Here is a 25,646-nt window from a genome sequence, read left to right as displayed (position 1 = left end):
TCCTCCGCTCGGGGGCATGCCTGTCAGTTTTCTAGGGGGTGTTTAGGCGCAACTCTGCCAGCCCGCAAGCGTTGCAGCGCCGCTCGCGGGGATGTCAGGGCATTGTTTCACAGGGAAACGGCGGAAAGGCGGTCCATCAGCATCGAAATCCCGCCGCGATCGATATTGGCGAAGGCGATGCGGAACTGGCGCTGGCCTGCGGGATCGGTCTCGGGCATGAACATCGTGCCGGGCAGAAGCAGAACGCCCGCCTGCCGCACCAGCTCTTTCGCCGCCTCGGGGGAGGAGAGCGCAAAAGGATGCTCGACATAGGCGAAATAGGCCCCGCATCCCATCAGGCGCCAATCGCCCAGCCGCGCGAAGCCTTCGATCATCGCCGCACGGCGCGACAGGATTTCGGCGCGTTCGCCTGCCACCCAGTCGCCCAGATTGCGCATGCCCCAGAGCGCGCCGATCTGGCCCAGCTGTCCGGCGCAGATGGCGACCGTATCAAGGAACTTCTCGACTTGGGCCAGACGCGCCTCAGACGCGACCATCGCGCCCACGCGGTGACCCGTCAGCCGGTAGGCCTTCGAGAAGGAATAGAGATGGATCAGCGTGTCGCCCCAGTCGGGATCGGTGAACAGCTCGTGCGGGCGCGTATCGCGGCTGTCGAAATCGCGATAGGTTTCATCGAGGATCAGCGCGATTTTATGCGCGCGCGCCAGATCCATGAAGGCTTGCACAAGGGCTGGCGGATATTCCACGCCCCCCGGATTATTGGGGGTGATCAGGATGATGGCACGGGTGCGCGGGGTGATTAGCGCGCGCGCCTTTTCGGGGTCGGGCAGCAGATCGGGCCCCGTGGCCAGCGGCACGGCTTTGACCGAGGCCATGTCGCACCACATCTTGTGGTTGAAATACCACGGCGTCGGCAGGATCACCTCGTCTCCGGGGGCGGCAAGGGTTGCCATTGCGGCGGCAAACGCCTGATTGCAGCCTTGGGTAATGGCGACATGCTCCGCGCGTAACGCACCGCCATAGGCAGCCGACCACTGGCTGGCCAGTTCGGCACGCAGCTCGGGCAGCCCCAGAACAGGGCCGTAAAGATGCGCCTCGACCTGTGTCAGCGCCGCCTCGGCAATCGCGCGGCGCAGCCCTTCGGGCGGAGCGGCCACGGGGGCGGCCTGGCTGACATTGATCAGCGGGCGTTCCGGCGGGAAGTCCACCCCTTCAAGCCAGCGCCGCGCCTCCATCACCGGCGGAGCAAAGGTGGCAGCCATAGGCGGGGCAAGGGGCGTGAGCGTCATTTTATCCTCATAAACTTGGCGCCAATGGATCAGCTTGGCCGCATAAGGGCAAGGCCATTCGCCCGATTTCTACGCAAGCCCCGCGATATTCTCGCCCGCAGCCGCGGATCACGGATTTGTACTGAACAAAATACGGGGTCGCGACGTTGAAAGAGCATGGTCCATACGGTGACGGCTCTGCGGCGATTTCGGTGCCGGCCTGTGTGGAGGAAGGTCATAACGGAAAGGAGTTGCCCATGCCGTATCTGTCGGGGGGCTTGCGCTGCGTCGCCTATGCGGGAGCTGTTGCCGTGTCGACATGGGCGATCATCGATGTGGTGGGGCATGCCGAAGCACAGCCGACGGGGGTGTTTTTGCCGCTAGGCGATGCACGGGCGGCGCTGGAGGCTGGTCCGACGACATTCCGGCCCGTGATCGTGCTGGCCGATACACCCGACGATCCGGCCTATCAGGTCCAGATGGCCAATCTTCGCTCTGCCAGCAAGGATCTTTCGGCGCGTGATATCGTGGTGCTGTCCGATACCGCCGCGTCAGACAGCGGGGACGGGGGGGCAAACGGGGGGCTGGACCGCACGGGCGGGTTCCGCATCATCGTGATGGGGCGGAACGGGGCGATCCGGTTGAACCAGACCAGCCCGCTTGGCGCAGACCAGCTTATTGCCAGCTTTGACGGGCAATCGGCATAGACCGGAGAAATGACTGACTTTGGTCAGGCATCCGTGCCGCGATAGGGCTGCACATATTGCAGCGCCATATCCCAAGGGAAGAAGATCCATGTGTCCTGGGAAACCTCGGTCACATAGCTGTCAACCATCGGCACCCCCATCGGTTTTGCGTAGATGGTGGCGAAATGCGCCTTGGGGTAGAGCGAGCGCACAAGCTCCAGCGTCCGGCCCGTATCGACCAGATCATCCACGATCAGCACCCCTTCGCCATCCGCCCCCATGATATCGGCCTGCGGCGGCTTGATGACATGCGGTTCGGTGCGCGACTGGTGGTTGTAGCTTTTCACCGAAATCGTATCGACGGTGCGGATATCGAGTTCGCGTGCCATGATCATCGCTGGCACAAGGCCACCGCGCGTGATGCCGACCACCGCCGACCAGTTGCCCTCGATCGGGCCTTTCCCGTCCAGACGCCACGCCAGCGCGCGGGCATCCCGGTGAATCTGGTCCCAGCTGATATGAAAGCCTTTTTCATGGGGCAGACGGGTGGTCATGGCGTGTTCCTTAGATCAACTGATCGCGAGTTTCAGGCCCAGAAGGCCCAACAGACCGCCAAAGACACGGTCTATCGTGGATTTGAGGTTCAGATAGGCGCGGCGGGTCCGTTCCAACGAGAAAATGCGCGAAACGATAACATTCCAGCCGGCATCGTTGAAAAAGACAATGCCGAGAATCGCGGCATAGAGCCATGCGGGGGCATGTGGCGGCACGAATGTCAGGAAAATCGTGCCGAAAAACACCGCAGGTTTCGGATTGGCCAGCTGTGTCGCGATACCAAGCCAGATAAGCCCGAGCGGGCTGCGGGGAGCTTTGGTTTCGGGCAGGGCCTCGTCCAGCGGGTCGGGCGCGTGACGCCACATCTTGATCGCCAGATACAGAAGATAGGCCGCACCGGCGAATTTGAGGGTGGTCAGCAGGGCAGGGGCAATCTGGAACAGCAGCGCCAGCCCGAAAAGTGCCGCCATCGCCCAGATGCAGGCCCCAAGACCGATGCCCACGGCAAGCCAGCTGCCGCGGGCAAATCCTTCACGCAGGCTGGTCCGGGCGCATAACAGGACCGCCGGACCGGGCGAGATCGTTGCAGCCAGATGGACCAGATAGATCGCGCCCAGAACGCCCAGCACAGGATCAGTCCTTGCGTTTGGTGGTGACGTCGATATCCGGCGCGTCCACGGCCTTCATGCCGACGACATGGTAGCCTGCATCCACATGCAGGGTCTCGCCGGTGGTGGCGGTGCCCAGATCCGACAGCAGGAACAGTGCGGCCTTGCCGACCTCGTCCTGCGTCACATTGCGGCGCAGCGGCGAGTTCAGTTCGTTCCACTTCAGGATATAGCGGAAATCGCCGATCCCCGAGGCTGCCAGCGTCTTGATCGGACCGGCCGAAATCGCGTTGCAGCGGATGCCGTCCTTGCCCACATCTTCCGCGATATATTTGACCGAAGCCTCAAGCGCCGCTTTGGCGACGCCCATCACGTTGTAATGCGGCATCACCTGCTCGGCACCGTAATAGGTCAGCGTCAGCAGCGACCCGCCTTCGGGCATGATCTCGACGGCGCGACGACACACGGCGGTGAAGGAATACACCGACACATCCATCGTCAGGCGGAAGTTTTCCGGCGAGGTGTCGACATAACGGCCACGCAGCTCGTTCTTGTCGGAGAAGCCGATGGCGTGAACGAGAAAGTCGATCTTGCCCCATTTCTCTTTCAACGCTGCGAAGAGCGCGTCGATGGACTCGCCATTCGAGGCATCGCATTCGATGACGGTGTCGCATCCCAGCTCGACCGCCAGCGGGTCAACGCGTTTTTTCAGCGCCTCGCCATGATAGGACAGGGCCAGTTCCGCCCCCGCATCCCGAAGTTGTCTCGCAATGCCATAGGCGATGGATTTGTCGTTCGCCAGGCCCATGATCAGGCCGCGTTTGCCTGCCATAAGATTATTGGTCATGTCAGGTTTCCCCCGCTTCCCTCTGCTATGATGGATTGCCTTAAGAGAAACGCAGCGAAAGAACAAGGTGCAGCGCTTGCATTCTGCTGCTGCAAGCGCAAGGTGTGGCGCGAGGCGCATCTGATTTGCAACGCGGATCGTGCGGAAAATTGAATATGTAGGACGGAGACAGAGCCGATGAGTGATCGCGAGGGGATTTTTGCGGGGCGCGACCCGTTTGCCATTGCGCAGACGTGGCTGGAAGAGGCCGAAAAGACCGAACTCAATGACCCGAACGCGATTGCGCTGTCGACGGTGGATGCGCAGGGCCTGCCGAATGTCCGCATGGTGCTGCTGAAAGAGATCGAGGGGGTCGAGGCCGCCTCGGGCGGGGCGTTCGTCTTTTACACCAATTACGAATCGCGCAAGGCACAAGAGCTTGATGGCGCGGGCAAGGCCGCCTTCGTGCTGCACTGGAAGTCCCTGCGTCGTCAGATCCGCGTGCGCGGGCTTGTCAGCCGTGAGGACGGGCCGCAAGCCGATGACTATTACGCCTCCCGCTCGCTCAAGTCGCGGCTCGGGGCATGGGCCAGCCACCAGAGCCAGCCGCTCGAAAGCCGGGCCCATCTTATGGCCGAAGTGGCAAAAATCACGGCGCTCAAGGGGCCGAACCCGAAGCGCCCCCCGTTCTGGGGCGGGTTCCGTATCGTTCCTGTAGAGATTGAATTTTGGGCTGATGGCGCATTCCGTTTGCATGACCGGTTCCGTTGGGAGCGGGCTGACGCAACGTCAAATTGGTCGGTTTCGCGCTTAAACCCTTGAATTTCACGCTTCGTGAACTGCAATCGAGGTAAAATAATCGTTTTTTTTCCAAATCAGTTACGTTACCTCTTTGATATGAGGAGACGTGCTGCATTGGGCCATGTGGCACAACGTGTCTAGTTATTCGACGGATCTATTATACATGATTGACGGTGTGAACGAATTGAGCGAACTCCGAGGGAAGGTCAAATGGTTTGACCCTGCCAAGGGGTTCGGTTTTATCCTTGATGGGGAGGGCGGTCCCGATATCCTTCTCCATGCCAATGTTCTGCGGAACTTTGGTCAGGGATCTGTGGCGGATAACGCCCTGATTTCTGTTCGGGTACAGAAGACCCCGCGTGGGCGGCAGGCCGTTGAGGTCCTGCAGATCGACCCGCCCGAGAACAGCGATGATATTCCGCCGATCGAGGATCTCGACGGGACGGAAGCGAGCGATCTTGAAAATCTGCCGCTCGAGCCTGTGCGTGTGAAGTGGTTCGATAAGGTGAAGGGCTTCGGATTTGCCAATGTGTTCGGCCGCTCCGAGGATGTCTTTATCCATATCGAAGTGCTGCGCCGTTCCGGTTTTGCCGATCTGGCGCCGGGGGAGGCTGTATGCCTGAAGGTGATCGAGGGACGTCGGGGCCGCATGGCCGCGCAGGTTCTGTCTTGGGAAAGCGGGCTGCGGTCCTGAATATGGGGCGCAGGCCGGGTGTTTCGGGTTTTTTGGGGGCGGCGCTTTGCGCGCTCCTTCTTGCCGTTGGTGCTCCGGTGCTGGCGGCACCGGTGTCCTGTGCGATGGATGCCGCCGTCCTGACGGGGGCCACGAAGGCCGCGGTCACGCGGTTCCGGATCGAATTGGCCACAACCGCGCAGCAACGCGCCCGTGGCCTGATGTATCGCGAGACCCTGCCGCAGGATGCGGGCATGCTTTTTGTCTATCCCGATGAGGCCCCGCGCGCTTTCTGGATGCGCAACACGCTGATTCCGCTTGATATGCTGTTTATCGATGCGGCGGGGCAGATCGTCTCGGTGCATGAAAATGCCATTCCGGGCGACGACACGCCGATCGCTTCCGGAGGGAAGGCCCGTTTTGTGCTGGAATTGAACGGGGGACAGGCCCGCGCACACCAGATCGCGGCAGGCAGCATTCTGTCCCATCCCCTGATCGAAAGCGGCAAGGCCCGCATTCCCTGCGCCCCATAGGCTGCGCGGGGCCGGTTTGGCGCGCGAAACGCGTATTTCTCCGATAGGTTCGGGCGGGAGTGGCAACTTGCCTCTTTCCCTTTCTGTCGCGAGACGTTATCAGACCTTCAGTCGGGGCGTAGCGCAGCCTGGTAGCGCGTCTGTTTTGGGTACAGAAGGCCGTGAGTTCGAATCTCGCCGCCCCGACCATTTCTGAAAATTGTTCCCTTCAAGGCAATGCGATTGCAGGCCTTCCCCGTGTGTTGCAGAGCAGTATATGTGACCCAGGTTGCATTATCCTGTCGGAGTTCTTTGATATACATATTGTTATCTGCAAGATACTTATCCTCCGAGGCCTCACGCAATTCCAAGAGCCAGCGACGTTCGTTCTCGGTGACGGGGCTGCCGTAGATTTCTTCGATGGCTTGAGCGGAGGTCTTGCCCACAGCTTGCTCCAAAGCGAGCCGGAGGAACCACGCGGGGTCCGTCTCTAGCGCCTTGGCCAGAGATGGTATTCGGTCGAGGGGGATCTTCGATTTTCCCGCCTTCAGGACCGAGATCATATTGGCGTTGGTGAAGCCCGCCTCGGAGGCGATCTCGCTCTGCGTCTTCCTGTGTGCCATCGCCTCGATGTGTTCGCGAAGGAAGAGTGTGTCGGGGCTGTCTTTGAAAGGGGCCATAGTTTCAGCTCTCATCTTGTTGTCGATAGGCTGAAATTATCGGCTGCAGCACTGCGTGTCGGGTGGAGAGTGGTGCGTTGTCTTGGGACGTGGAAGGTCTGATGCAGCAGCGGTCACAGAACGCCCTCTTCGAACAGGCTGGTCAGCCTCTGCTCGATTCGGCGGAATTTTCGTTGTTCGCTGAGATGGGAGCGGAAGGTCTGCAGCAGGCGGCCGGTCGGATCGCGGTGTTCGAACCCTGCGTCATAGATCAGCTCCCATGCGGTTAAGGTGTAAAGCAGCGGGCCCGAACGGAACCCGTAGCTCTGCATCCGGATCAGTGCCTCGCTGACCTTGCGGTGAAGGGTCGTGTAATCCTGTCCCTGCAGTTCTTCGGGAAAGTCGCCCTGTAACGCGCGCACCATCTCGTCAAGGCGCTCCAAGGACACCGCTTGAGTCAGAATCGCGAAATCCTGCCCTTCGAGCCGTGGCACAGAGGCGCGGGCCTCCAGCGCGGGGAGGGTGAAGGCGAAGCGGTCCAGATCGCCGGTTTTCAGAACCGTGATAACCTCGCGGAGCCCCTGTTCTTCGGTGAGATACAGAAGCGCACGCAGCAGGGGAGAGCGGCTATCGGCCAGCAGCAGGAAGCGGCGCAGGATCTTGGGGTCCCAGAACCGGAAGAAGATCCAGCTTTGATCCTCACGCCGCAGTTTTACGAGCCGGCGGAAATGGCGCTGCAGCGCGTCCAGATTGCAGGGCGCCCGCAGGTAGATGGCGGCCTCATGATCCCAAAGATGATGAGGCCCTTGGTCTTTCGTGAAGAGATGCCGGAGGAGGTCACTGTCGCGATCCATCTGCACGATCCAAGGTGCGATCGCGCCATAGTCGTCAAGCGCATCGCCTTTGAAAAGGCATAGATGGTTCAGGCCGCTGGCCTCCAGAAGTTCGGGGAGATCGGGAATTTTTGCGCCATCGAGAATGGCGAAGAGCTGGCCCTGATCGGTGACGAGGTCGAACTGCATCTCCAGCCCCTCCGGCACGATCCGGCGCGGATGATGCCCGAACTGACGGTCGAGCGGGGTAATCCCTTGTTGCGCCTCGTGCTGGACTGCGATGGCCGTGCTGGTGTCTTCGGGGCCATTGGCAAGGGTCAGCCAGAAATCATCATCCATCACATCGCTCCGCCACCATCCAAAGGTAATCTCATGGCTTTGTGGCTGATTGTCCAATCGGGTCTGGCGAAATTCTGCTTATAATGCGGCATCCATGCTTCCCGTGATCCGGATGGGCTTCTCATGACCCTATGAACCGGCCATAAAAGACAGGCTTATAGATCCATTTTACATGCGACGGTTTCATGTCGATTTCGCCCGAAGATATTTCAGCACGTTCGCAATCCAGCGCCTATCGCTTTGTCGGATCGCTCGATAAGACCACGATGCCATGCAAGGGCTGGATCGGGGTGTCTGCCCGATATACCGATGCCTGGGCCACGCCCCTGACCAATGCGCCGCTCAGGCTTGCGGATGCCAGCGGTGTGTTGGTGGACCAGACAGTCAAGACGGATGCCCTGCCACATCACGGGCTGACCGATGGCGATGCCGAGACCGCGCCCATCACCAGGCTTGGCACTTTCGAATATCCCGAGGTCGAGCGCGGGCGGGTCAGCGTCGATCTGCCCGGCGATAGTGGCGGAGATGCCGAGGCCGATCAGGCTATGGAGGGGCTCGGGGCTGCGCTGACCGCGTGGCGTGATACCATGCTGGGCGCGCTCCAGCCTTGGGTCGTGAAGTGGAATGCCGATGGGGTGATGTCCATCGCGGAAGGTTTGCGCGATGGCGTCATGTCCGGTCTGGAAAGCTGGTGGGAGAGCGAGGCCGATTTCTGGGGCAGTGCCAGCACGATCGCGATCAGCCAGTTTCAGGCGGCAAAATCTTGGTGGAGCCGTCAGCCCGCCTTTGTCAGATATATCCCCGGAACATGGGGCGCGGCCTATCTTTACGAGAAGATCTTCGAGGGCGCCGATGATCTGTCCGACCATCTCAGTATTATTTTCGATGCGCTGCGGGCCTTCGCCTCGGGCACCGTGGATGTGATCGAGCGCGCGATTGATAGCCTGACCCGACTGCCGGGCGAGATCGGGCTATTGTTCGCCGAGCTCAAGGCCAAGGGGCAGGACTGGATCGAGCGGATGATCCTCGTGGCCAGCGAGACCAATGCCTTCGAGTATCTGTTCCATATCCTGATGGCGGTTGCCACGAATATGACACCGAACTTTCTGGCCGAGATGGCGGGGACGGGGGCGGGCTTCGTGCTGCCTGAGGTGCTGATCGAGCTGGTCCTTGCACTGATCGCGGCCCTGTCGGGCGGAACGGCTGCGGCCCTTCTGGCGGGCCGGATGGCGACATTGATGGCAAAGCTTGTCAAACTGTCCAGATCCGTGCGCGCACTGGGTGTTGTGACCTCGTTCGTGCAGGGCTTCCAGAAGGTCGTGCAATTCGTGGGCAATATCGGCAAGGGGCTGCACAAGGCGATCAGGGCGGGCGGGGAATATGCCAGCGATCAGGTGGCCCGCATCTCCCACGAGCTCAAGCAATATAAGCTCGAAATCGACCCGAGCACGCTGGGTATGAATGGGGGCAATATCCGGATCACGCGCAAACGCATGGCGCAGGTCGATGTCAAATGTTTCGACGTTGCCGGTTATGCCAAACGCCGCGCGCCCGGTGACGAGGTGGCGCAGCAGCGGCTTATGAAGGAATATGCGCGGCAGTTGCAGGACCAGCAAGATGGGCTGAATGCTCTGACGGTCGCGCAATACCAGCAAGCGCGCAATGACTATATTGCTCTTGGGCGCAAGGGGATCAGTGACGGTGCCGCACAGGAGGCGGCGCGGGCGGATCTCCGGTCATCAATAAGGACAAGTATTGCACGTTCTATGGAAGGGAGCGGGTTATCAGCAAGACAGGTGATCAAAGAGGCAGGGGTGCGTTCGGAGGCTGTTATGTCCCACCTTGCCGCGTTGCATAACCCAGATATGATCGCTGGTGGTTATGACCAGATAAGCAGGGTGGCGGATGCTGGCATAAACTCTTCCATTGGCGGATCTTGGGGGGACTACCAGAGCCCAACGAGTAGAATCTCTCAGATCGACTCAGCGGCCGCTAAAATGCAGAGTTCCCCCAATGCTAGAATGAATGTGAAACTTGAACCGTGTAGGAAATAAAATGGCAGAGTTTTTGGATGAGTTCCTAGATGAGTTCGGAGCGCCTGATAGTGTGTCGGAACCGATCGCCAAGATAGATCAAACACTGCCGACATCGTTGCAGCGGCTTTATGAAAATTTCGGAGCGGCGTCTTGGCAAAAAGGTCGTTTTCAGATCATTGACCCGAAGCGCTATCAATATGTGGTGGATCTTTGGGCGCAGTCGCTTCCCGAAGAGTTCCGGCATGGATTGATCCCGTATTGTCTCTCGGGTCTTGGCGAGGTTTGGGTCTGGCGGCGGGGTGTCGGGAGCGCTTTCAAGTATCTGCCGATCTTTCACGCATTGTTGCTGGACGAGCGTTTCGCGTCAGAGCCGCGCCCAATGAAGAGCCAGTGCTTCGAGATCGAGGTGGAGCTGTTTTCTTGGATGCCCGACGGAGATAGTAAAAAAGTAAAGGATTTTGAAGCTGCTAAAGCAGTGCTTGGCGAGCTGTCGATCGACCAGATCTATGCGCCCAAGCTGGCCATTCCACTTGGCGGGAATTTCGAGCTGGAGAGCCTGCAAGTGACTTCAGCCCCAGACTATCTGCAAATGGTCACTGAACTCGAGCCGCCTCGTGTGATGACCACTGATGACCTTGCGCGGATTGCATTTGGCGCAGATGGGCCGCAGGCGCTTAAAGCGGCAGTGAAGGATGTGCGTTGAACCGCCATACTGGAGAGGGCGAGACCGCGACATAGGCGGCTGTAAGGGGTGGGGCGCTGTCTGTTTTTGAAGGACCGTCTTGGGGCTCAGTCTGTTGGACTGGCGGTTCTTTGCTAGCCAAAGTATCAGCGCCACATACATCGCACGGTCGATGGTCTCGGCTTCATCTTTGGAAAGCGCGTTGCATGATACAACATTGGGCCTGCCATATCGTCCGCGTCATGCCACGGGGTTCTTGTCGGGCGTCCACGGGGGCGGGGGGCTTTTTGTAAGCAAGCTGCCTGTATCCTCCGGATAGTCGTTAATAAATAGAGGCTTGGGAGAATCGCTGAGCCGTTGGTGGCGGGCGTTTTCTCCTGCGGAGGGAAGAGCTTTCGGCATCCTTCCCCTTGGTGGCGCCGTTAAGTGTTATTTTTGTGAAAATGTGATTTTGCGTCCTTTTTGGGCGCGCGATTGTGGATAATTCCCGCCAATCGTCTTCGGGCGAAGCCAAGCCTCCGTGACTCAAGGAAAACTTCCGGACAGCTCGCCATCCGGACGGATGGGGCCTCTGTGGAGGAATCGGCCCGCCCTTTGCCGGACTCTGCCGTCAACATCAAAAACGCCCTTCCGGTGATTAAAGATCAGTTGACGCGCCACTAACCCTAGGCCAATTTGTGCAAAGTCCCAGATGAAGCCACCAGATGTAGTGGTGTTGGGGCTACGCAGGCAAAATATGCAGATTCAGTGTGGAATCGGTCTTGCATGGGGGTGCAGGGCTTTGACTGCGTGCGCCGACAATGTTGGTGGGTGAATGTTGCCATTGTTCAGGGAATTGAGCAGATGAAGATCGAGCGGAAATTCACAACCTCGGAAAGCGGCGCTTATGGCGCGATTGCCTTCACGACGACGGACTCAGAAATTCGCAATCCGGACGGGAAAATCGTCTTTCGCAACGATAGCGTTGAGATTCCCGAGGGCTGGAGCCAGGTCGCCTCTGACGTTCTGGCGCAGAAATATTTCCGTAAGGCGGGGGTTCCTGCGGCGCTGAAGCGCGTGCGCGAAAAGGATGTGCCGGAGTTCCTGTGGCGCTCGGTTCCCGATGAGGCCGCGCTGAACGATCTTCCTGAAGACAAGCGGTTCGGCGGCGAGACCTCGGCCAAGCAGGTGTTTGACCGCCTTGCAGGCGCTTGGGCCTATTGGGGCTGGAAGGGTGGCTATTTCACCAGCGAAGACGACGCCCGCGCCTATTACGACGAGATGCGCTATACGCTGGCCCGCCAGATGGGCGCGCCGAACAGCCCGCAATGGTTCAACACCGGTCTGCATTGGGCCTATGGTATCGACGGCCCGAGCCAGGGCCACCATTATGTCGACCCGAAAACCGGCAAGCTGGTGAAATCGGCCTCGGCCTATGAGCACCCGCAGCCCCATGCCTGCTTCATCCAGTCGGTTTCGGATGATCTGGTCAATGACGGCGGCATCATGGACCTCTGGGTGCGCGAGGCGCGCCTGTTCAAATACGGCTCGGGGACGGGCACCAATTTCTCCAGCCTGCGCGGCGCGGGGGAGGCCCTTTCGGGGGGCGGCAAGTCTTCGGGGCTGATGGGGTTTCTCAAGATCGGGGACCGCGCGGCAGGGGCGATCAAATCGGGCGGCACCACGCGGCGTGCGGCCAAGATGGTTATCATCGATATGGACCACCCCGATATCGAGGATTTCATCAACTGGAAGGTCATCGAGGAGCAGAAGGTTGCCTCTCTGGTCGCCGGTTCCAAGCTGCATGAGCGCGAGCTGAACAAGATCTTCGCCGCGATCCGCGCCTTTGACGGATCGGATGAGGGGGCGGTTGATCCGGCCAAGAACCCCGCGCTGAAGGCGGCGATCAAATCCGCCAAGGGCGTGATGATCCCCGAGACCTATATCAACCGCGTGCTGCAATATGCACGTCAGGGTTATAGCAGTATCGAATTCCCGACCTATGACACGGATTGGGACAGCGACGCCTATGCCTCTGTTTCGGGCCAGAATTCCAACAATTCGGTGCGGGTGACCAACGCCTTCCTGAAGGCCGTGAAGCAGGATGCCGATTGGGAGCTTCTGCGCCGCACCGATGGCAAGGTCGCCAAGACCATCAAGGCACGTGACCTCTGGGAGCAGGTGGGCCATGCCGCATGGGCCTGTGCCGATCCGGGCATCCAGTTCCATGATACCGTCAACGAATGGCATACCTGCCCCGAGGACGGGCCGATCCGCGGCTCGAACCCGTGCTCGGAATATATGTTCCTTGACGACACCGCCTGTAACCTTGCGTCGATGAACCTGCTGACCTTCTATAAGGACGGTCGCTTTGACGCGGATGCATATATTCATGCCTGCCGCATCTGGACCATCACGCTGGAAATCTCGGTGATGATGGCGCAATTCCCAAGCCCGCAGATCGCGCAAAGGTCCTATGATTTCCGAACGCTGGGTCTTGGCTATGCCAATATCGGCGGGCTGTTGATGAATATGGGTCTGGGCTACGACTCGGATGAGGGCCGCGCGCTGACCGGTGCGCTGACCGCGATCATGACGGGCGTGTCCTATGCCACCTCGGCGCAGATGGCGTCTGAACTGGGTGCCTTCCCGGGCTATGCCAAGAACGCCGCCCATATGCTGCGGGTCATCCGCAACCATCGTGCGGCCGCGCATGGCACGGGCACCTATGAGGCGCTTGAGGTCCAGCCCGTGGCGCTGGATCACGCGAATTGCCCCGACCCGAAGCTGGTCGAACTGGCGACCGCCGCATGGGATCAGGCGCTCGCCTTGGGCGAGGCGCATGGGTTCCGCAATGCCCAAGTGTCGGTGATTGCGCCCACGGGCACCATCGGTCTGGTCATGGATTGCGACACCACCGGCATCGAGCCCGATTTCGCGCTGGTGAAATTCAAGAAGCTCGCAGGCGGCGGCTATTTCAAGATCATCAACCGCTCGGTGCCTGCGGCCTTGGCCAAGCTTGGCTATAGTTCCGCGCAGGCCGAAGAGATCGTGTCCTATGCGGTGGGCCATGCCAGCCTTGGCAATTGCCCGAGCATCAATACGACCTCGCTGATCGGTCATGGTTTTGGCGAGGCCGAGATCAAGAAGATCAACACGGCTTTGCCTACGGCTTTCGACATCCGCTTTGTCTTCAACCAGTGGACGCTGGGCGAGGAATTCTGCCGCGATACCCTTGGTATTCCGGCAGAAAAGCTGAACGATCCGAGCTTCGACATGCTGCGTCATCTGGGCTTTACCAAAGCGCAGATCGAGGCCGCCAATGACCATGTCTGCGGCACGATGACCCTTGAGGGCGCGCCGCATCTTCGCCCCGAACACCTGAACGTCTTCGATTGCGCCAATGCCTGCGGCAAGAAGGGCAAGCGCTATCTGTCGGTCGAAAGCCATATCACCATGATGGCGGCGGCGCAGAGCTTTATCTCGGGCGCGATTTCCAAGACGATCAATATGCCCAATTCGGCGTCCATCGAGGATGTGAAAGCGGCCTATGAGCTGTCCTGGTCGCTGGGCATCAAGGCCAATGCGCTTTACCGCGACGGGTCCAAACTCAGCCAGCCCCTGGCCTCGGCGCTGATCGAGGATGACGAGGAGGCCGAAGAGATCCTTGCCACCGGCAGCCCGCAGGAGAAGGCGCAAGTGCTGGCCGAGAAGATCGTCGAGAAGGTGATCGTCAAGGAACTGGTGCGTAGCAATCGTGAAAAGCTGCCGACGCGTCGCAAGGGCTATACCCAGAAAGCGATTGTCGGCGGGCATAAGGTGTATCTGCGCACTGGCGAATATGATGACGGCTCGCTGGGCGAGATCTTCATCGACATGCACAAGGAAGGCGCGGGCTTCCGTGCGATGATGAACAACTTCGCCATCGCCGTGTCGGTGGGGCTGCAATATGGCGTGCCGCTGGAAGAGTTTGTCGATGCCTTCACCTTCACCAAATTCGAGCCTGCGGGCATGGTGCAGGGCAATGACTCGGTCAAGAATGCGACCTCGATCCTTGATTACGTGTTCCGCGAACTGGCGATTTCCTATCTTGACCGCACCGATCTGGCGCATGTGAAGCCCAAAGGCCATACATTCGACGATATCGGGCATGGTTCGGAAAGCTCGCTGGAAGAGGACGAGCAGGCATCGAAATCGCTGGAAGTCCTGCGCCAGATTTCGTCTTCGGGCTATCTGCGCAAACGTTTGCCGCAAGAGCTGATGGTGTTTCAGGGCGGTCAGGCGGCGGTCGGGTTCTCGGAAACACAGACCGGCTTTACGGCCAAGACCTCTACGGCTGTGTCCTCGGGCACGGTGTCGATGGATGCCCGCACCAAAGCCAAGATGCAGGGCTATGAGGGCGAGGCCTGTGGCGAATGCGGCAATTACACGCTCGTGCGCAATGGGACCTGCATGAAATGCAATACCTGCGGCGGCACCTCGGGCTGTAGCTGATGTCGAGCGGTCCGGCCCGCAGCCGGACCTGACCACCTCTTGAACGTCTTCATGGAGAAAACGTTGGAACTGATTATCGGAAATACGCGCGTTCAGGCGGCAGAGCTTGAACTGATCGAGGGTGGCATGGTTGCCAAGCTTTCGGGAGATGCGCTGAAATCGGTGCTGAATGCGACATTCGGCGGACAGGCCTCGGTCGAGGTCTGGGGCGCGGGGCTTGGCGCCTGCCCGATGAGCGTGGCCGAGATCGAGATGCATGGTGCATCTTCGACCGTGACGCTCATGCAGTCGGGCTCGGCTTACGGCCTGCACTGAGCACAGGCGATGTATCCCCGGGGTGGGGACCCGTGATTTTGGGTGGTGGTTAACGAGTTCGGGGGCAGGTGCGCTTGCCCCAGACGTCGAGAGGGCCCAGGCAAAAAATGATCCGACGAGGGCAGTGAACGAGAACGAGCCCGACTGACGAAACTCCCCCTATGGCCGCTGGCCATAGGGGTTTTTCTTTTGCCGTAAAGCAGGTTACTGGTCTTTGGTGCAGACCGGCAGGTCAAGCGTGACCTGCGCCAGAGGTCCGGCCTCGCGCGGGAGGATCTCGAAGCGGGTCGGGATGCCCAGATCGCGCGCCAGCCGCATCACGATGTCCAGCCCCAGTCCCGATCCGGCAGAGCCGCCGGACTTGCCGAAACGTTCCAGATGGAAGCTGGCCTCGGGTGGGGCGGGGTTGGTGACCCGCAGACGCCCTTGCGGTGACAGTTGCAGCCGGACTGTGCCGGTGCCGTGATCGCGGGCATTGCCCAAGAGATTGCGCAAGATGATCGCCAGCGCATCGCGGTCACTGGAAATATCGAGCCGGTCCAGATCGCTGTCGTCAAACAGGATCGGGGGCTGCCCGTTGCTGTGCGGGCGCAGCTCGTGGCAAAGCAGCCGGATCAGCGCCACAATATCGATCCGCTCCCGCGCAAGGCCCAGCCCCGCCTCGGCGCGTTCAAGCTGTAGCAGGCGCTCGACGCGCAGCGACAGCCGGTCGATCGTGTCGATCAGATCCCTGCGCGCGTCGGCCTGCGCGGCTTGGGGCGTGGCGGCCATGACCTCGATCCGGCTGCGCAGCACCGCCAAGGGCGTGCGCAACTCATGTGCGGCATTGGCGATGAAATGGCGCTCGGCGGCGCGCAGATCCTTGATCCGGTCAAGGTAGATATTGAAGGCATCGGTGACAGGGGCCATTTCCTGCGGCAGCATATCCGCCGAGAGGGGCGAGAGATCCTCGGCGCTGCGGCGGCGCATCCTGTGCGAGAAGGCGATGGTCGAGGACAGGCTCTTGCGCAGGGTCAGGATGACGGCGGCGGTGACAATCAGCAAAAGCGGGATGATCAGGAACAGGAAGGCGCGGGCGGCTTCCATCAATTCATGGCTGCGGCGCTTGAGGCTCTGGCCGATCTCGATCACGCCGTCGGGGGTTGTTTGCCGCACCACCTGCCAGTCTTCGGTCTGGCTGATCCCATCACGCCCGAGCGCAGGCCAGGGGGCAGCGGTGGTCGGCCCCTCCGGCAGCAGGATGCGCATCTGCCAATCCGTGTTTTGCGCATGGCTGTTGGCCCAAGTGGCAATGGCTTGGGTCTGGTCATGCGCCAGAAGCTGCGCCACCAACGCGGCGTCGTCCTTCAACGCGCCATCCAGAACTTCGCCCATTTCATGGTTCAGCGCATAAATGCCCACGCTCAGGGTCGCGATCCAGCCAAAGCCCACCGCCAGAAGCACATTGCGCAGCAGGCGCTTTTTCAGCGACCACGGCGTCACGGGATCAGATATCCCAAACCGCGCCGCGTCACGATGACCTCCGCGCCGAGCTTCCCCCGTAGCCGCGAGATATAGACCTCGACCGCATTGCTTTCCACGCTGTCATCATAGGCGAACAGGGTCTCTTCCAGTGCGGCCCGCGACAGAATGCGCCCGCGCGCCGCCAGAAGCGCCTCGAAAAGCGACCATTCCCGCGATGTCAGACGGATTTCCTTGCCTTCGCCAGTTGTGCCTTCGCGCCAGAGCCGTGCCGCGGCACGGTCGATCCGCAGATCGCCAAGGGCGGTCTGGGCGGTCGGGTTGCCTTCCGAACGCCGCGCATGGGCGCGCAGCCTCGCGGCCAGCTCGCCCAGATCGAAAGGTTTGGTCACATAGTCATCGGCACCGGCATCCAGCCCCGCGATCCGGTCCGAAATCTGGTCGAGCGCGGTGGCAATGATCACCGGCGTGCGGTCACCGGCGCGTCTGCGGGCGCGTAGAAGCGTCAGCCCCGACCCGTCGGGCAGCCCCAGATCGAGGATCACCCCTGCATAATCGGTCACATCCCAAGCGGCCTCGGCCTCATCGACCGAGGCGGCAATATCCACCGCATGGCCTTGCAGGCGCAGGAATTGCGCGACATTGCGGGCCAGATCGGGGGTGTCTTCAATCAGCAGCACTCTCATGCTTTCTGGATAGCGCGGGCCTTGCGCCGAGGCGAGGAAAAACCGCGCCTGTGGCAAACGGCCAGACCGATCTCAGGCCTCAACACTCAGGCCTCGACTCTCAGGCATCAACCCCTTTCATGCCCTCTGCCGTGTAGCGCGCGCCCGCAACCGGCATCTGCGCCAATGCGCGGTCCAGTGCGGCCAGATCTTCGGGGGTCAGGACCACATCCAGCGCGCCAAGATTGTCCGCAAGATAGGCCGGACGCTTGGTGCCGGGAATGGGCACGATATCGTCCCCTTGTGCCAGCAGCCATGCCAGCGCCAGTTGCGCGGGGCTGCAGCCTTTGCGCAGGGCCCAGTCGCGCACCAGATCGGCGATGCGCAGATTGCTGGCCAGCGCCTGATCCTTGAACCGTGGCAGCATCGCGCGGAAATCGCCGCTGGCCAGCTTGCTCGGGTCGCTATAGGCGCCGGTCAGGAACCCGCGCCCCAAGGGCGAATAGGGCACGAAGCCGATGCCCAACTCGCGGCAGACAGGCAGGATCTCGGTCTCTACGCCACGGGTCCAGAGCGAATATTCGGTCTGTAGCGCGCTGACCGGATGCACGGCATGTGCGCGGCGCAGGGTCGCGGCGCTGACCTCGCAAAGACCGATATGGCCGATCTTGCCCTCGGCCACCAGTCGGGCCAGCGCCTGCATGGTCTCTTCGATCGGTTGGTCGGGAGCGACGCGGTGCACATAATACAGATCCACCCGTTCCACGCCCAGCCGCCTGAGCGACCCTTCCAGTGCCTGCCGTGCATAGGCGGGGCTGGTATCGATGTCGCGTTCATAGGCTCCGGGCTTGCGCACAATCCCGAATTTCGTGGCGATTTTGACCTTCGCGCGGGTCTCTTTCAGAAAACGCCCGATCAGTTCCTCGTTGTGGAAGGGGCCATACATGTCGGCAGTATCCAGAAAATCCAGCCCCGCCTCTGTCGCCTGATGCAGCACCTCCAGCGATTGCGCATCATCGCGGGGGCCGTAGAATTCGCTCATGCCCATACAGCCGAGCCCCAAGGCCGAAACGTGGAGTTCTTTCGTCAGCGAACGTTTTTGCATGATCGGTCCTTTCCGCTTGTCTTGTGCTGCCGGTCTTGCCATTTTTCAGATACGGAGAGTATCCACGTAATCGGTATACCGCTTTCCGGAAATGGAAGGTGAGGCCATGGCAATCGTCTGGGATGATCTGAAAGTGTTTCTGGCGGTGGTGCGGATGGGCACGTTGTCGGGGGCGGCGGGGCAGTTGCGGCTGGGGCTGGCCACGGTGTCGCGCCGGATCGAGAGGCTGGAGGCCGCGATGGGCACGCCATTGTTCTTGCGCACCCAGACCGGCTATCGCGTGACCGAGGATGGTGCGGCGCTGGTGGAACGGGCCGAGGATATGGAGGCGGCGGCCAATAGCCTTGCGGGCCATGCGCAGCCCTCGCGCGAGGTGTCGGGCACGGTGCGGCTGGCCACGGCTGAAAATCTTGCCACCGATCTGATCCTGCCCGCTTTGCCGCGTTTGCAGGCCCGACATCCCAAGCTTTGCCTTGATCTGGTGACAGATGTGCGCACGGTCAATCTGCATCGTCGCGACGCCGATCTGGCGCTCAGGATGGTCAAACCGGAGCGCGGCCATGTCACGTTGCAGCGTCTGGGGCGGCTGGGCTTGGGGCTTTATGCCGCGCCGTCCTATCTGGCGCAGCGGACAACCGGTGGTGAGGGCGCGGCCTTCGATCATGACGCCTTCATCATGTGGGGCGAGGGGCAGTCGCATCTGGCTGCGGCCATCTGGGTCGAGCAGATGCTGCAAGGCCGTCCACCGGTTCTGTCGACCACTTCGCTTGCCACACAGGTGGCGGGCTGTCGGGCAGGGCTGGGGCTGGCGGTCCTGCCACATTTTCTGGCGCAACCGCGCGGGCTGGTCTGCCTGCGCCGCGATCTGGGGATTGATCAGCCGGTCTGGCTGGTGACCCAGACCGATCTTGTGCAATCGCCGCGGGTGCGGGCGGTGGCCGATTTCCTGCGCGATCTGGTCGAGATCCATCGCGCCCATCTGGCGGGCGACGCGCCTGCCACCTGCTGAAGCTCACGGTTCTTTCATCACCTTAGACGGCCTTGCGCATGTGCGGCGGGATCGGGCGCACTATCTTTGGGTGCAGATACATTTCTATGAGGACCAAGGGCGGCTTCGACCCTTGAAACCGTTTGAGAAAGGAGGCCTTTCATGAAAACCAACACACTTGGCACGACCGGTCTGGAGATTTCCCCGATTGTGTTCGGCGGCAATGTTTTCGGCTGGACACTGGATGAGGCGGCGAGTTTTCGCATGCTGGATGCGCTGATCGATCACGGCTTTACCACGATTGACACGGCGGATGTCTATTCCGCATGGGGGGAAGGCAATAGCGGCGGCGAGTCCGAGACGATCCTTGGCAAGTGGTTCGCCGCGCGGCCCGGCCTGCGCGAGAAAGTGACGCTGTTTACCAAGGTCGGTTCCGATATGGGCGGTCCGGGTGAAAAAGGCCTGTCGCAAGCGTGGATTTCCAAGGCGATCGACCTGTCGCTGGAGCGGCTGAAAACCGACCATGTCGATCTTTATTTCTCGCATTGGCCCGATGACAGCGTGCGCCATGAAGAGACGCTGGGGGCCTATCGTGACCTGTTGGCAGCGGGGAAAATCCGTGCGATCGGGGCGTCAAACTATGATTACGCGTTGCTGTCCTCGGCGCAGCGCGTTGCGAAAGACCACGGGCTTCCGGCCTATCAGGTGCTCCAGCCCGAATATAACCTCTATGACCGTGACGGGTTCGAGGGCGATCTGCGCGCGTTCTGTATCGCGCAGAATATCGGTGTGGTCACCTATTTCAGCCTTGCCGCCGGGTTCCTGAGCGGGAAATACCGCAGGCCCGAAGACCTCGAAGGGTCCAAACGCGGGGATATGGTCCGGAAATATCTGAATGATCGGGGGCTGGCGGTGCTTCAGGCGCTGGACGAGGTGGCCCTGGCCCATAATGCCAAACCCGCCGAGGTGGCACTGGCATGGCTGATCGCGCGGGAAGGGGTCAGCGCCCCTATCGCCTCGGCCACCAGCGAAAGCCAGCTTGCAAGCTTTGTGAAGGCGGCAGAGCTGCATCTGGCCGAGGACGAGATGAACGCATTGACAGAGGCGGGCGCAGTGGAGGCCGCGCAATAGGGCCGGAAACGGGGCCGGTCCGGTTGCGGCCCCGCTTTCAACACTCGCCCAGAATGCCTGACTGTTTCATATCCTCTTGGGCGAAATCGATGAGTGCGCGCAGCTTGCGGGGCAGGCGCTGCCCTTCGAGATAGACGATATTCACCGGATAGGTTTCCCCTGTCTCCTCCGGTAGAAGGGCAACCAGCCGTCCGCTTTCCAAGGCCGCGCGCAGGGCGAAATCGGGGCAATAGGTGATCCCCAGACCCATTTCGGCAAAGCGGCAGGCGGCGCGGGCCGAGTTGACATGAAACCGCCCCGTGACCGTGACATGCCTGTCCTTGTGGAACGACCAGCGGCGGGCATTGCGGCGGTTGGTGTCGATGATGCAGCTATGATGTTCCAGATCCGCAAGTTTTTGCGGTCTGCCATGTGCAGCCAGATAGGCGGGGCTGGCGGCCAGTTTTACCCGAAAAGCGCCGATCTTGCGGGATTTCAGCGCCATCATGTCAAGCTGACCGATGCGGAACGCCAGATCGATCCCGTCGCCGGCCAGATCGGTAAACCGGTCGCTCAGTCGCAGATCAATGGTCAGATCGGGATGGGTCTGCCCGAAACGTCCCAGCATCTCGGCCAGATAGGCTTCCCCGAAGGTGACGGGGGCCGAGATGCGGATCAGCCCCGCGAGCCCCCGCGAGCCCTCGGCAATATCGCCGATCATCAGGTCCAGATCATCGAGCAGGGCGGGCGCACGCGCCATCAGCTCCTCGCCTGCAGGCGTCAGCCCGACCTTGCGCGTAGTGCGCTGGAACAGCCGCGTCCCGAGACGGGCTTCCAGCGCCGCCACATATTTCGAGGTCAGGCGGTTCGACAACCCGAGCTGATCTGCCGCCGCCGTGAAAGAGCGTGTCTGTGCGGTGGCAACAAAGGCGCGCAATTCATCGATCAGATCCATATGATCCCCCATAATATACGGGAGATCATGCGGCGATTATCCTCGGATCGCAAGAAATGCGTTACCTGACAAAGGTCAGCTATTTCGGGCGATATAGTCTTCGATCACCCCGACCTCTTCCGCCGCTCCGAAGATCAGCGGGACAAATTCATGCAGCTCTGTCGGAACGAGATCCAGAATGCGCTTCTGGCCCGTGCTGGCCCGACCTCCGGCCTGTTCGATCAAAAAGGCGATTGGCACGGCCTCGTAGGTCAGGCGCAAGCGGCCATTCTCATAGCCCTTGCGCGCATCCTGCGGATAAAGAAAAGCACCGCCTTTCAAGAGGATGCGATGTAGCTCGCCCACAGCCGCCGCCAGCCAGCGCATGTTGAAATCCCGCGCGCGCGGGCCGGTCTTCCCCAAGCGCAGATCGTGGATATAGGCCTGCAACCCCGCCGACCAGTGACGTTCGTTGGAGGCGTTATAGGCGATGATCTTGGCCTGTTCGGGCAGCATCACCTTGGCGAGTGTCACATGGAAGGCCTGCGATTGCGCATCATAGGTGGCGATATGCACGCCATCGCCCAAGGAGTAGCCGAAATCCAGCGAATGGCCGAAAGACGCATAGCCCGCCGCGACGGCTTCATTGCCTGCCCGCAGAAAATCACCCGTGCCTGCGGGATAAAGCGCAAACAGCATCCCCAAGGGCGCCCCGATACCGATGGAGCCGGAACCGTCAATCGGGTCAATCACCAGATCCCAATCGCCCTCGGGGTCCAGACAGACGGGGGCTGCGGCCTCTTCTGACAGGACATGGCGGATATTGCTGCCCTCGAGCGCCGCCAGCACATGCTCATGCGCCCCGACATCCAGTGCTTTTTGCGCATCCCCGCTGTCATTCTGGCCGACCAGCGCCGCAGGATCACCGGGCAGCTTGCCTGCCGCCAAGCGCCCCGCCAGTGGCACCATTGCACGGGCAAGTCGGAGCACGATCTGGCCCAGATCATCATCTTCAACCAGCGTCTCCAGAAGCGGGTAATCATGCGTGCTGTCATCGGGGAGGATGAGCATGGAAATCTCCTTTATGTATGTCTCTGTTTTGCCCGTCTTGCGCGAGAATGTCATCGGAGTTTTCCCGAGGATATTCGGCAAATTGTGTTTTTCGGGGAGAATGTCTTGTATTTCATAAGCGGGGTGAGTATCCGCGCGATCATGCAGAAGAAATCATGTTACGATTTTGAGGGAAAAAATGAAATCAATCGCCGCATTTTCGCAATTTGTCGGGCGGACATTCGCGTTCTGGACCGTGCTTTTTGCAGGTCTTGGCTTTGCCTTTCCCGATATTTTCGTACAGCTCAAAGGGCTGATCGTCCCGCTGCTGGGGCTTATCATGTTCGGAATGGGGCTGACCATCTCGGCACAGGATTTTGCCGAGGTCGCCAAACGCCCCGTGCAGGTGGCCATCGGGGTGGTCTCGCAATTCGTTATTATGCCGCTGATCGCCGTGGCACTGACGATGATCGTGCCGATGGCCCCCGAAGTGGCGGCGGGGGTCATTCTGGTCGGGTGCTGCCCGGGCGGCACCTCCTCGAATGTGATGACCTATCTTGCCAAAGGTGATCTGGCGCTTTCTGTGGCCTGTACCTCGGTCACGACCCTGCTGGCGCCGGTGGTGACGCCGTTCCTCGTATGGACCTTCGCATCGACCCATCTGCCGGTGGACGGGATGGCGATGTTTGTCTCGATCCTGAAAATGGTGATCTTGCCGCTGGTGCTGGGGATTATCGCGCAGAAATTCCTGCCCAAGCTGGTCAAGGCCGCCATTCCCGCGCTGCCGCTGGTTTCGGTCACGGGGATCGTGCTGATTGTGGCGGCCGTGGTTGCGGCCTCGAAAGGGGCCATCGTCCAGTCGGGTGTGATGATTTTCGGCGTGGTTGTCGTACATAACCTGCTGGGCTATCTGATCGGCTATCTGGCGGGCCGTCTGACAGGGCTCAGCCTTGCCCGCCGCAAAGCGATTGCCATCGAGGTCGGTATGCAGAATTCGGGGCTCGGGGCCGCATTGGCCACCGCCTATTTCTCGCCGCTGGCGGCGGTGCCTTCGGCGATGTTTTCGGTCTGGCACAATATCTCGGGGGCGCTGGTGGCCAATATCATGGCACGGTTCACCGAGACCCCTGCCGGGTCGGAGGCCATGACGGACGCAAACGGGCGCTGACCCTTGCGCGCCTCAGGGACAGGGCCCCGGTCGTCAGGCCGGGGCTTTTGCATTAGAATCGGCGCGCGTGGTTGAGCGTGGGCCGGTCAAAGACCGAACGCCCGAAGAGCGAGGCGGTCAGATCCACCATGAGCTGCGCCGTCTTGCCGCGTTCGTCCATGAACGGGTTCAGCTCGACCAGATCGAGCGAGGTGACCAGCCCGCTGTCATGCAGCATTTCCATCACCAGATGCGCCTCGCGGAATGTCGCGCCCCCCGGCACGGTGGTGCCCACAGCGGGAGCGATCGAGGGGTCGAGAAAATCGACATCCAGCGAGACATGCAGCATGCCGTTCGCCGCCTCCACCTCGGCCAGAAAATCGCCCAGCGGTCGGGCGATGCCGGTTTCGTCGATGGCACGCATGTCATAGCGGCGCACGGGGCTTTTCTTCAGCGCGACCCGTTCTGCCGGATCGACAGAGCGCAGACCGAGCATGCAGGTATGCGACGGTTCGAGATAGTGGTCGAGCGTGGGAAACCCCGCGAACCCGTCGCGCCCCGTCAGATAGGCGACCGGCGTGCCATGCAGATTGCCCGATCCCGAACTCTGCGGCGTATGGAAATCGGAATGGGCATCGAGCCAGAGCAGATAGAAGGGCCGCCCCAGATCGGCCGCATGCTGGATCATCCCCGCGACAGAGCCCATAGCCAGCGCGTGATCGCCGCCCATGAAAATCGGAAAGCCCAGCTTGGCCGCATCGCGTCCGGCCTGCATCAGGGTGCGGGTCCATGCGACGGTTTCCGCCATAGCATGGATGCGGTCATTATCGGGGGTGACCTCGGGCAGGGGGCCGGGGGCGAGATTGCCCAGATCGCGTATGTCGCGCCCCAGTTCGGTTAGGATCTCCTTGATCCCTGCCACGCGATAGGCGTCGGGCCCCATCAGGCAGCCCTTGCCGCGTTTGCCGCAATCGACGGGCGCGCCGATCAGGATAGTCGTGGTGCCGCTCATGATGTCCCTCCGCCTTGTTGGTCTCTTACTGTCGCGCCGAACGGGCGGGAAGGGAAGCCCCCACAGGCGGCCGGCGGGGATATGCCGTGCTGTGCCGGATGCATTTAAGGTTAATGCCTTGCATCGAAACACAAAAAGCCCTGCGATCAAAGATCACGGGCCGGATACTGGAAACAGGGATACTGGAAAACGTGGCCCGGATCGGGAGGACTTAGCTATTGGCGACAAGCTTGATGGCGGGGTCTTCCTGATGGGCGGGAAGCTGCGAGAGATAATCCACCGCCAGCATCTGCGGAGTATTTTCCACATAGCGCCGCAGCATATGGGTAAAAAAGGCCAGATCCTCCTTTTTCTGCGTCAGGGTCTGCAACCGCAGCGCCACTTTGAACGGCAGGTCAGCATCGGCGAATGTGTCAAGCTCGACATGCGCAAGATCAAGGCAGGGGATCAGCAGCGACAACAACGCATCGGTCGCGCCTTTTTCCAGCGTGGTCAGTGTCTGGCCTTCGCTGCGATACTTGATCGACAAGACCGCCTGAAACTCGCCAATGACATTGCGGAATCGCACCGCCACGCGCTGCAAACCGTTGACATTGCGCTGCGCGATAATCCGCATCCCGCCCAGCACAAGACCGGGGATCTCGATCAGGTTGTGGGAATTGGTCGAGACAGAGAAATCACCATTCTGGGGAAGATAATGGATCAAAGCCTCTGCAAAAGGGGAGGTAAACGCACCCGCCAGCGGTTCAGGCTGGCGGAACGTGATCTGGTTGCGCATGTTGTCCAGATTCATTTCGATCCGCTCGGCAAACCATGCGCCGGTGGCATCGTCACGGAGGAGGTGGAGTGTAACTATTCCATACTCATGATGGCTGTGCTGCCCGTCCGCACCCATTTTCGGGTATCCT

General features: G+C 60.8%; 23 protein-coding genes and 1 tRNA gene. 12 read left to right on the top strand and 12 right to left on the bottom strand.

What is annotated here, in order from left to right:
- Window positions 1–107: 107 nt before the first annotated feature.
- Window positions 108–1,289, bottom strand: a complete 1,182-nt coding sequence (locus tag WDB86_RS04995) for an aminotransferase (protein WP_339107021.1) — start codon at window positions 1,287–1,289, stop codon at window positions 108–110.
- A 236-nt stretch (window positions 1,290–1,525) separates the two neighbouring features.
- Between WDB86_RS04995 and WDB86_RS04990 the strand changes: the two genes are divergently transcribed.
- Window positions 1,526–1,975: a hypothetical protein gene (locus WDB86_RS04990; RefSeq protein ID WP_406736789.1), complete on the top strand. Its 450-nt coding sequence runs from the start codon at window positions 1,526–1,528 to the stop codon at window positions 1,973–1,975.
- Between the two features lie 23 nt (window positions 1,976–1,998).
- Here WDB86_RS04990 and gpt read toward each other — a convergent pair whose 3' ends face one another.
- From gpt to fabI, 3 genes are read right to left on the bottom strand one after another with little or no spacing between them, the layout of a single operon-like run.
- On the bottom strand, window positions 1,999–2,508 hold the full coding sequence (gpt, locus tag WDB86_RS04985; protein ID WP_339107023.1) for a xanthine phosphoribosyltransferase: 510 nt from the start codon (window positions 2,506–2,508) through the stop codon (window positions 1,999–2,001).
- A 15-nt stretch (window positions 2,509–2,523) separates the two neighbouring features.
- Window positions 2,524–3,138, bottom strand: coding sequence for a LysE family translocator (locus WDB86_RS04980; RefSeq protein WP_406736788.1), 615 nt, complete (start codon window positions 3,136–3,138; stop codon window positions 2,524–2,526).
- Between the two features lie 4 nt (window positions 3,139–3,142).
- Complete coding sequence (gene fabI, locus WDB86_RS04975; protein ID WP_339107025.1) at window positions 3,143–3,964, bottom strand: enoyl-ACP reductase FabI; 822 nt, start codon at window positions 3,962–3,964, stop codon at window positions 3,143–3,145.
- A 177-nt stretch (window positions 3,965–4,141) separates the two neighbouring features.
- Here fabI and pdxH point away from each other — a divergent pair, with 177 nt between their 5' ends.
- The 4 genes from pdxH to WDB86_RS04955 all read left to right on the top strand — a co-directional run bounded on the left by pdxH (window position 4,142) and on the right by WDB86_RS04955 (window position 6,139).
- Entirely contained in the window at window positions 4,142–4,765 is a 624-nt protein-coding gene (pdxH, locus tag WDB86_RS04970; protein ID WP_406720583.1) for a pyridoxamine 5'-phosphate oxidase, read from the top strand.
- A 142-nt stretch (window positions 4,766–4,907) separates the two neighbouring features.
- Window positions 4,908–5,438: a cold shock domain-containing protein gene (locus WDB86_RS04965; RefSeq protein WP_339107027.1), complete on the top strand. Its 531-nt coding sequence runs from the start codon at window positions 4,908–4,910 to the stop codon at window positions 5,436–5,438.
- On the top strand, window positions 5,414–5,950 hold the full coding sequence (locus tag WDB86_RS04960) for a DUF192 domain-containing protein (RefSeq protein ID WP_406736787.1): 537 nt from the start codon (window positions 5,414–5,416) through the stop codon (window positions 5,948–5,950). Before WDB86_RS04965 ends, WDB86_RS04960 begins: the two co-directional genes overlap by 25 nt.
- 112 nt (window positions 5,951–6,062) lie before the next feature.
- Window positions 6,063–6,139: transfer RNA gene (locus WDB86_RS04955), tRNA-Pro, on the top strand.
- Between the two features lie 583 nt (window positions 6,140–6,722).
- On the opposite strand, the gene WDB86_RS04950 is transcribed toward WDB86_RS04955, so the two are convergent.
- Complete coding sequence (locus WDB86_RS04950; RefSeq protein ID WP_406736786.1) at window positions 6,723–7,760, bottom strand: DUF4123 domain-containing protein; 1,038 nt, start codon at window positions 7,758–7,760, stop codon at window positions 6,723–6,725.
- Window positions 7,761–7,945: 185 nt separating this feature from the next.
- Between WDB86_RS04950 and WDB86_RS04945 the strand changes: the two genes are divergently transcribed.
- From WDB86_RS04945 to WDB86_RS04930, 4 genes are all read left to right on the top strand, one after another.
- On the top strand, window positions 7,946–9,814 hold the full coding sequence (locus tag WDB86_RS04945; protein WP_406736785.1) for a polymorphic toxin type 15 domain-containing protein: 1,869 nt from the start codon (window positions 7,946–7,948) through the stop codon (window positions 9,812–9,814).
- 1 nt (window position 9,815) lies between these two features.
- A complete protein-coding gene (locus WDB86_RS04940; RefSeq protein ID WP_406736784.1) occupies window positions 9,816–10,499 on the top strand; it encodes a GAD-like domain-containing protein in 684 nt (227 codons plus the stop codon).
- An 822-nt stretch (window positions 10,500–11,321) separates the two neighbouring features.
- The gene (locus WDB86_RS04935; RefSeq protein WP_406736783.1) at window positions 11,322–14,951 is read left to right on the top strand and encodes a vitamin B12-dependent ribonucleotide reductase; all 3,630 of its coding nucleotides are present in this window, start codon (window positions 11,322–11,324) and stop codon (window positions 14,949–14,951) included.
- Window positions 14,952–15,014: 63 nt separating this feature from the next.
- Window positions 15,015–15,266, top strand: coding sequence for a hypothetical protein (locus WDB86_RS04930; RefSeq protein ID WP_339107036.1), 252 nt, complete (start codon window positions 15,015–15,017; stop codon window positions 15,264–15,266).
- Between the two features lie 204 nt (window positions 15,267–15,470).
- Here WDB86_RS04930 and WDB86_RS04925 read toward each other — a convergent pair whose 3' ends face one another.
- The 3 genes from WDB86_RS04925 to WDB86_RS04915 form a co-directional block, all read right to left on the bottom strand.
- Window positions 15,471–16,748, bottom strand: a complete 1,278-nt coding sequence (locus tag WDB86_RS04925; RefSeq protein ID WP_339107037.1) for a histidine kinase dimerization/phospho-acceptor domain-containing protein — start codon at window positions 16,746–16,748, stop codon at window positions 15,471–15,473.
- Complete coding sequence (locus tag WDB86_RS04920) at window positions 16,745–17,413, bottom strand: response regulator transcription factor (protein WP_339107038.1); 669 nt, start codon at window positions 17,411–17,413, stop codon at window positions 16,745–16,747. Before WDB86_RS04920 ends, WDB86_RS04925 begins: the two co-directional genes overlap by 4 nt.
- Window positions 17,414–17,513: 100 nt before the next feature.
- Window positions 17,514–18,497: an aldo/keto reductase gene (locus WDB86_RS04915; RefSeq protein ID WP_406736782.1), complete on the bottom strand. Its 984-nt coding sequence runs from the start codon at window positions 18,495–18,497 to the stop codon at window positions 17,514–17,516.
- Window positions 18,498–18,603: 106 nt separating this feature from the next.
- On the opposite strand from WDB86_RS04915, the gene WDB86_RS04910 reads away from it, so the two are divergent.
- Both WDB86_RS04910 and WDB86_RS04905 read left to right on the top strand, forming a co-directional pair.
- Window positions 18,604–19,506 (top strand): LysR family transcriptional regulator, encoded by a 903-nt coding sequence (locus WDB86_RS04910; RefSeq protein ID WP_406736781.1) that lies wholly within the window; start codon window positions 18,604–18,606, stop codon window positions 19,504–19,506.
- A 141-nt stretch (window positions 19,507–19,647) separates the two neighbouring features.
- Window positions 19,648–20,616 (top strand): aldo/keto reductase, encoded by a 969-nt coding sequence (locus WDB86_RS04905; protein WP_339107041.1) that lies wholly within the window; start codon window positions 19,648–19,650, stop codon window positions 20,614–20,616.
- A 37-nt stretch (window positions 20,617–20,653) separates the two neighbouring features.
- Here WDB86_RS04905 and WDB86_RS04900 read toward each other — a convergent pair whose 3' ends face one another.
- Together WDB86_RS04900 and WDB86_RS04895 are read right to left on the bottom strand one after the other, a co-directional pair.
- The gene (locus WDB86_RS04900) at window positions 20,654–21,550 is read right to left on the bottom strand and encodes a LysR family transcriptional regulator (protein WP_406736780.1); all 897 of its coding nucleotides are present in this window, start codon (window positions 21,548–21,550) and stop codon (window positions 20,654–20,656) included.
- Window positions 21,551–21,625: 75 nt separating this feature from the next.
- Window positions 21,626–22,600 carry a class 1 fructose-bisphosphatase gene (locus WDB86_RS04895; RefSeq protein ID WP_406736779.1) on the bottom strand — a complete coding sequence of 325 codons (975 nt, stop codon included), beginning with the start codon at window positions 22,598–22,600 and terminating at the stop codon, window positions 21,626–21,628.
- A 178-nt stretch (window positions 22,601–22,778) separates the two neighbouring features.
- Between WDB86_RS04895 and WDB86_RS04890 the strand changes: the two genes are divergently transcribed.
- The gene (locus WDB86_RS04890) at window positions 22,779–23,747 is read left to right on the top strand and encodes a bile acid:sodium symporter family protein (protein ID WP_406736778.1); all 969 of its coding nucleotides are present in this window, start codon (window positions 22,779–22,781) and stop codon (window positions 23,745–23,747) included.
- Window positions 23,748–23,799: 52 nt separating this feature from the next.
- Here WDB86_RS04890 and rocF read toward each other — a convergent pair whose 3' ends face one another.
- Both rocF and WDB86_RS04880 read right to left on the bottom strand, forming a co-directional pair.
- Window positions 23,800–24,738 carry an arginase gene (rocF, locus tag WDB86_RS04885; protein WP_406736777.1) on the bottom strand — a complete coding sequence of 313 codons (939 nt, stop codon included), beginning with the start codon at window positions 24,736–24,738 and terminating at the stop codon, window positions 23,800–23,802.
- Window positions 24,739–24,949: 211 nt separating this feature from the next.
- Complete coding sequence (locus WDB86_RS04880) at window positions 24,950–25,633, bottom strand: hypothetical protein (protein ID WP_339107046.1); 684 nt, start codon at window positions 25,631–25,633, stop codon at window positions 24,950–24,952.
- Window positions 25,634–25,646 lie beyond the last annotated feature (13 nt).

Origin of the sequence: Thioclava sp. GXIMD4215, from assembly GCF_045291555.1 — a bacterium.
GTDB classification, from domain to species: Bacteria; Pseudomonadota; Alphaproteobacteria; order Rhodobacterales; family Rhodobacteraceae; genus Thioclava; species Thioclava litoralis.
This window is presented reverse-complemented; position numbering and strand designations above follow the sequence as displayed.

What these genes read in the sequence shown, in the direction of transcription:
- WDB86_RS04995 (WP_339107021.1), bottom strand. Translation starts at nt 1,289, where the DNA reads ATGACGCTCACGCCCCTTGCCCCGCCTATGGCTGCCACCTTTGCTCCG.
- WDB86_RS04990 (WP_406736789.1), top strand. Translation starts at nt 1,526, where the DNA reads ATGCCGTATCTGTCGGGGGGCTTGCGCTGCGTCGCCTATGCGGGAGCT.
- gpt (WP_339107023.1), bottom strand. Translation starts at nt 2,508, where the DNA reads ATGACCACCCGTCTGCCCCATGAAAAAGGCTTTCATATCAGCTGGGAC.
- fabI (WP_339107025.1), bottom strand. Translation starts at nt 3,964, where the DNA reads ATGACCAATAATCTTATGGCAGGCAAACGCGGCCTGATCATGGGCCTG.
- pdxH (WP_406720583.1), top strand. Translation starts at nt 4,142, where the DNA reads ATGAGTGATCGCGAGGGGATTTTTGCGGGGCGCGACCCGTTTGCCATT.
- WDB86_RS04965 (WP_339107027.1), top strand. Translation starts at nt 4,908, where the DNA reads ATGATTGACGGTGTGAACGAATTGAGCGAACTCCGAGGGAAGGTCAAA.
- WDB86_RS04950 (WP_406736786.1), bottom strand. Translation starts at nt 7,760, where the DNA reads ATGGATGATGATTTCTGGCTGACCCTTGCCAATGGCCCCGAAGACACC.
- WDB86_RS04945 (WP_406736785.1), top strand. Translation starts at nt 7,946, where the DNA reads ATGTCGATTTCGCCCGAAGATATTTCAGCACGTTCGCAATCCAGCGCC.
- WDB86_RS04940 (WP_406736784.1), top strand. Translation starts at nt 9,816, where the DNA reads ATGGCAGAGTTTTTGGATGAGTTCCTAGATGAGTTCGGAGCGCCTGAT.
- WDB86_RS04935 (WP_406736783.1), top strand. Translation starts at nt 11,322, where the DNA reads ATGAAGATCGAGCGGAAATTCACAACCTCGGAAAGCGGCGCTTATGGC.
- WDB86_RS04920 (WP_339107038.1), bottom strand. Translation starts at nt 17,413, where the DNA reads ATGAGAGTGCTGCTGATTGAAGACACCCCCGATCTGGCCCGCAATGTC.
- WDB86_RS04915 (WP_406736782.1), bottom strand. Translation starts at nt 18,497, where the DNA reads ATGCAAAAACGTTCGCTGACGAAAGAACTCCACGTTTCGGCCTTGGGG.
- WDB86_RS04910 (WP_406736781.1), top strand. Translation starts at nt 18,604, where the DNA reads ATGGCAATCGTCTGGGATGATCTGAAAGTGTTTCTGGCGGTGGTGCGG.
- WDB86_RS04905 (WP_339107041.1), top strand. Translation starts at nt 19,648, where the DNA reads ATGAAAACCAACACACTTGGCACGACCGGTCTGGAGATTTCCCCGATT.
- WDB86_RS04900 (WP_406736780.1), bottom strand. Translation starts at nt 21,550, where the DNA reads ATGGATCTGATCGATGAATTGCGCGCCTTTGTTGCCACCGCACAGACA.
- WDB86_RS04895 (WP_406736779.1), bottom strand. Translation starts at nt 22,600, where the DNA reads ATGCTCATCCTCCCCGATGACAGCACGCATGATTACCCGCTTCTGGAG.
- WDB86_RS04890 (WP_406736778.1), top strand. Translation starts at nt 22,779, where the DNA reads ATGAAATCAATCGCCGCATTTTCGCAATTTGTCGGGCGGACATTCGCG.
- rocF (WP_406736777.1), bottom strand. Translation starts at nt 24,738, where the DNA reads ATGAGCGGCACCACGACTATCCTGATCGGCGCGCCCGTCGATTGCGGC.
- WDB86_RS04880 (WP_339107046.1), bottom strand. Translation starts at nt 25,633, where the DNA reads ATGGGTGCGGACGGGCAGCACAGCCATCATGAGTATGGAATAGTTACA.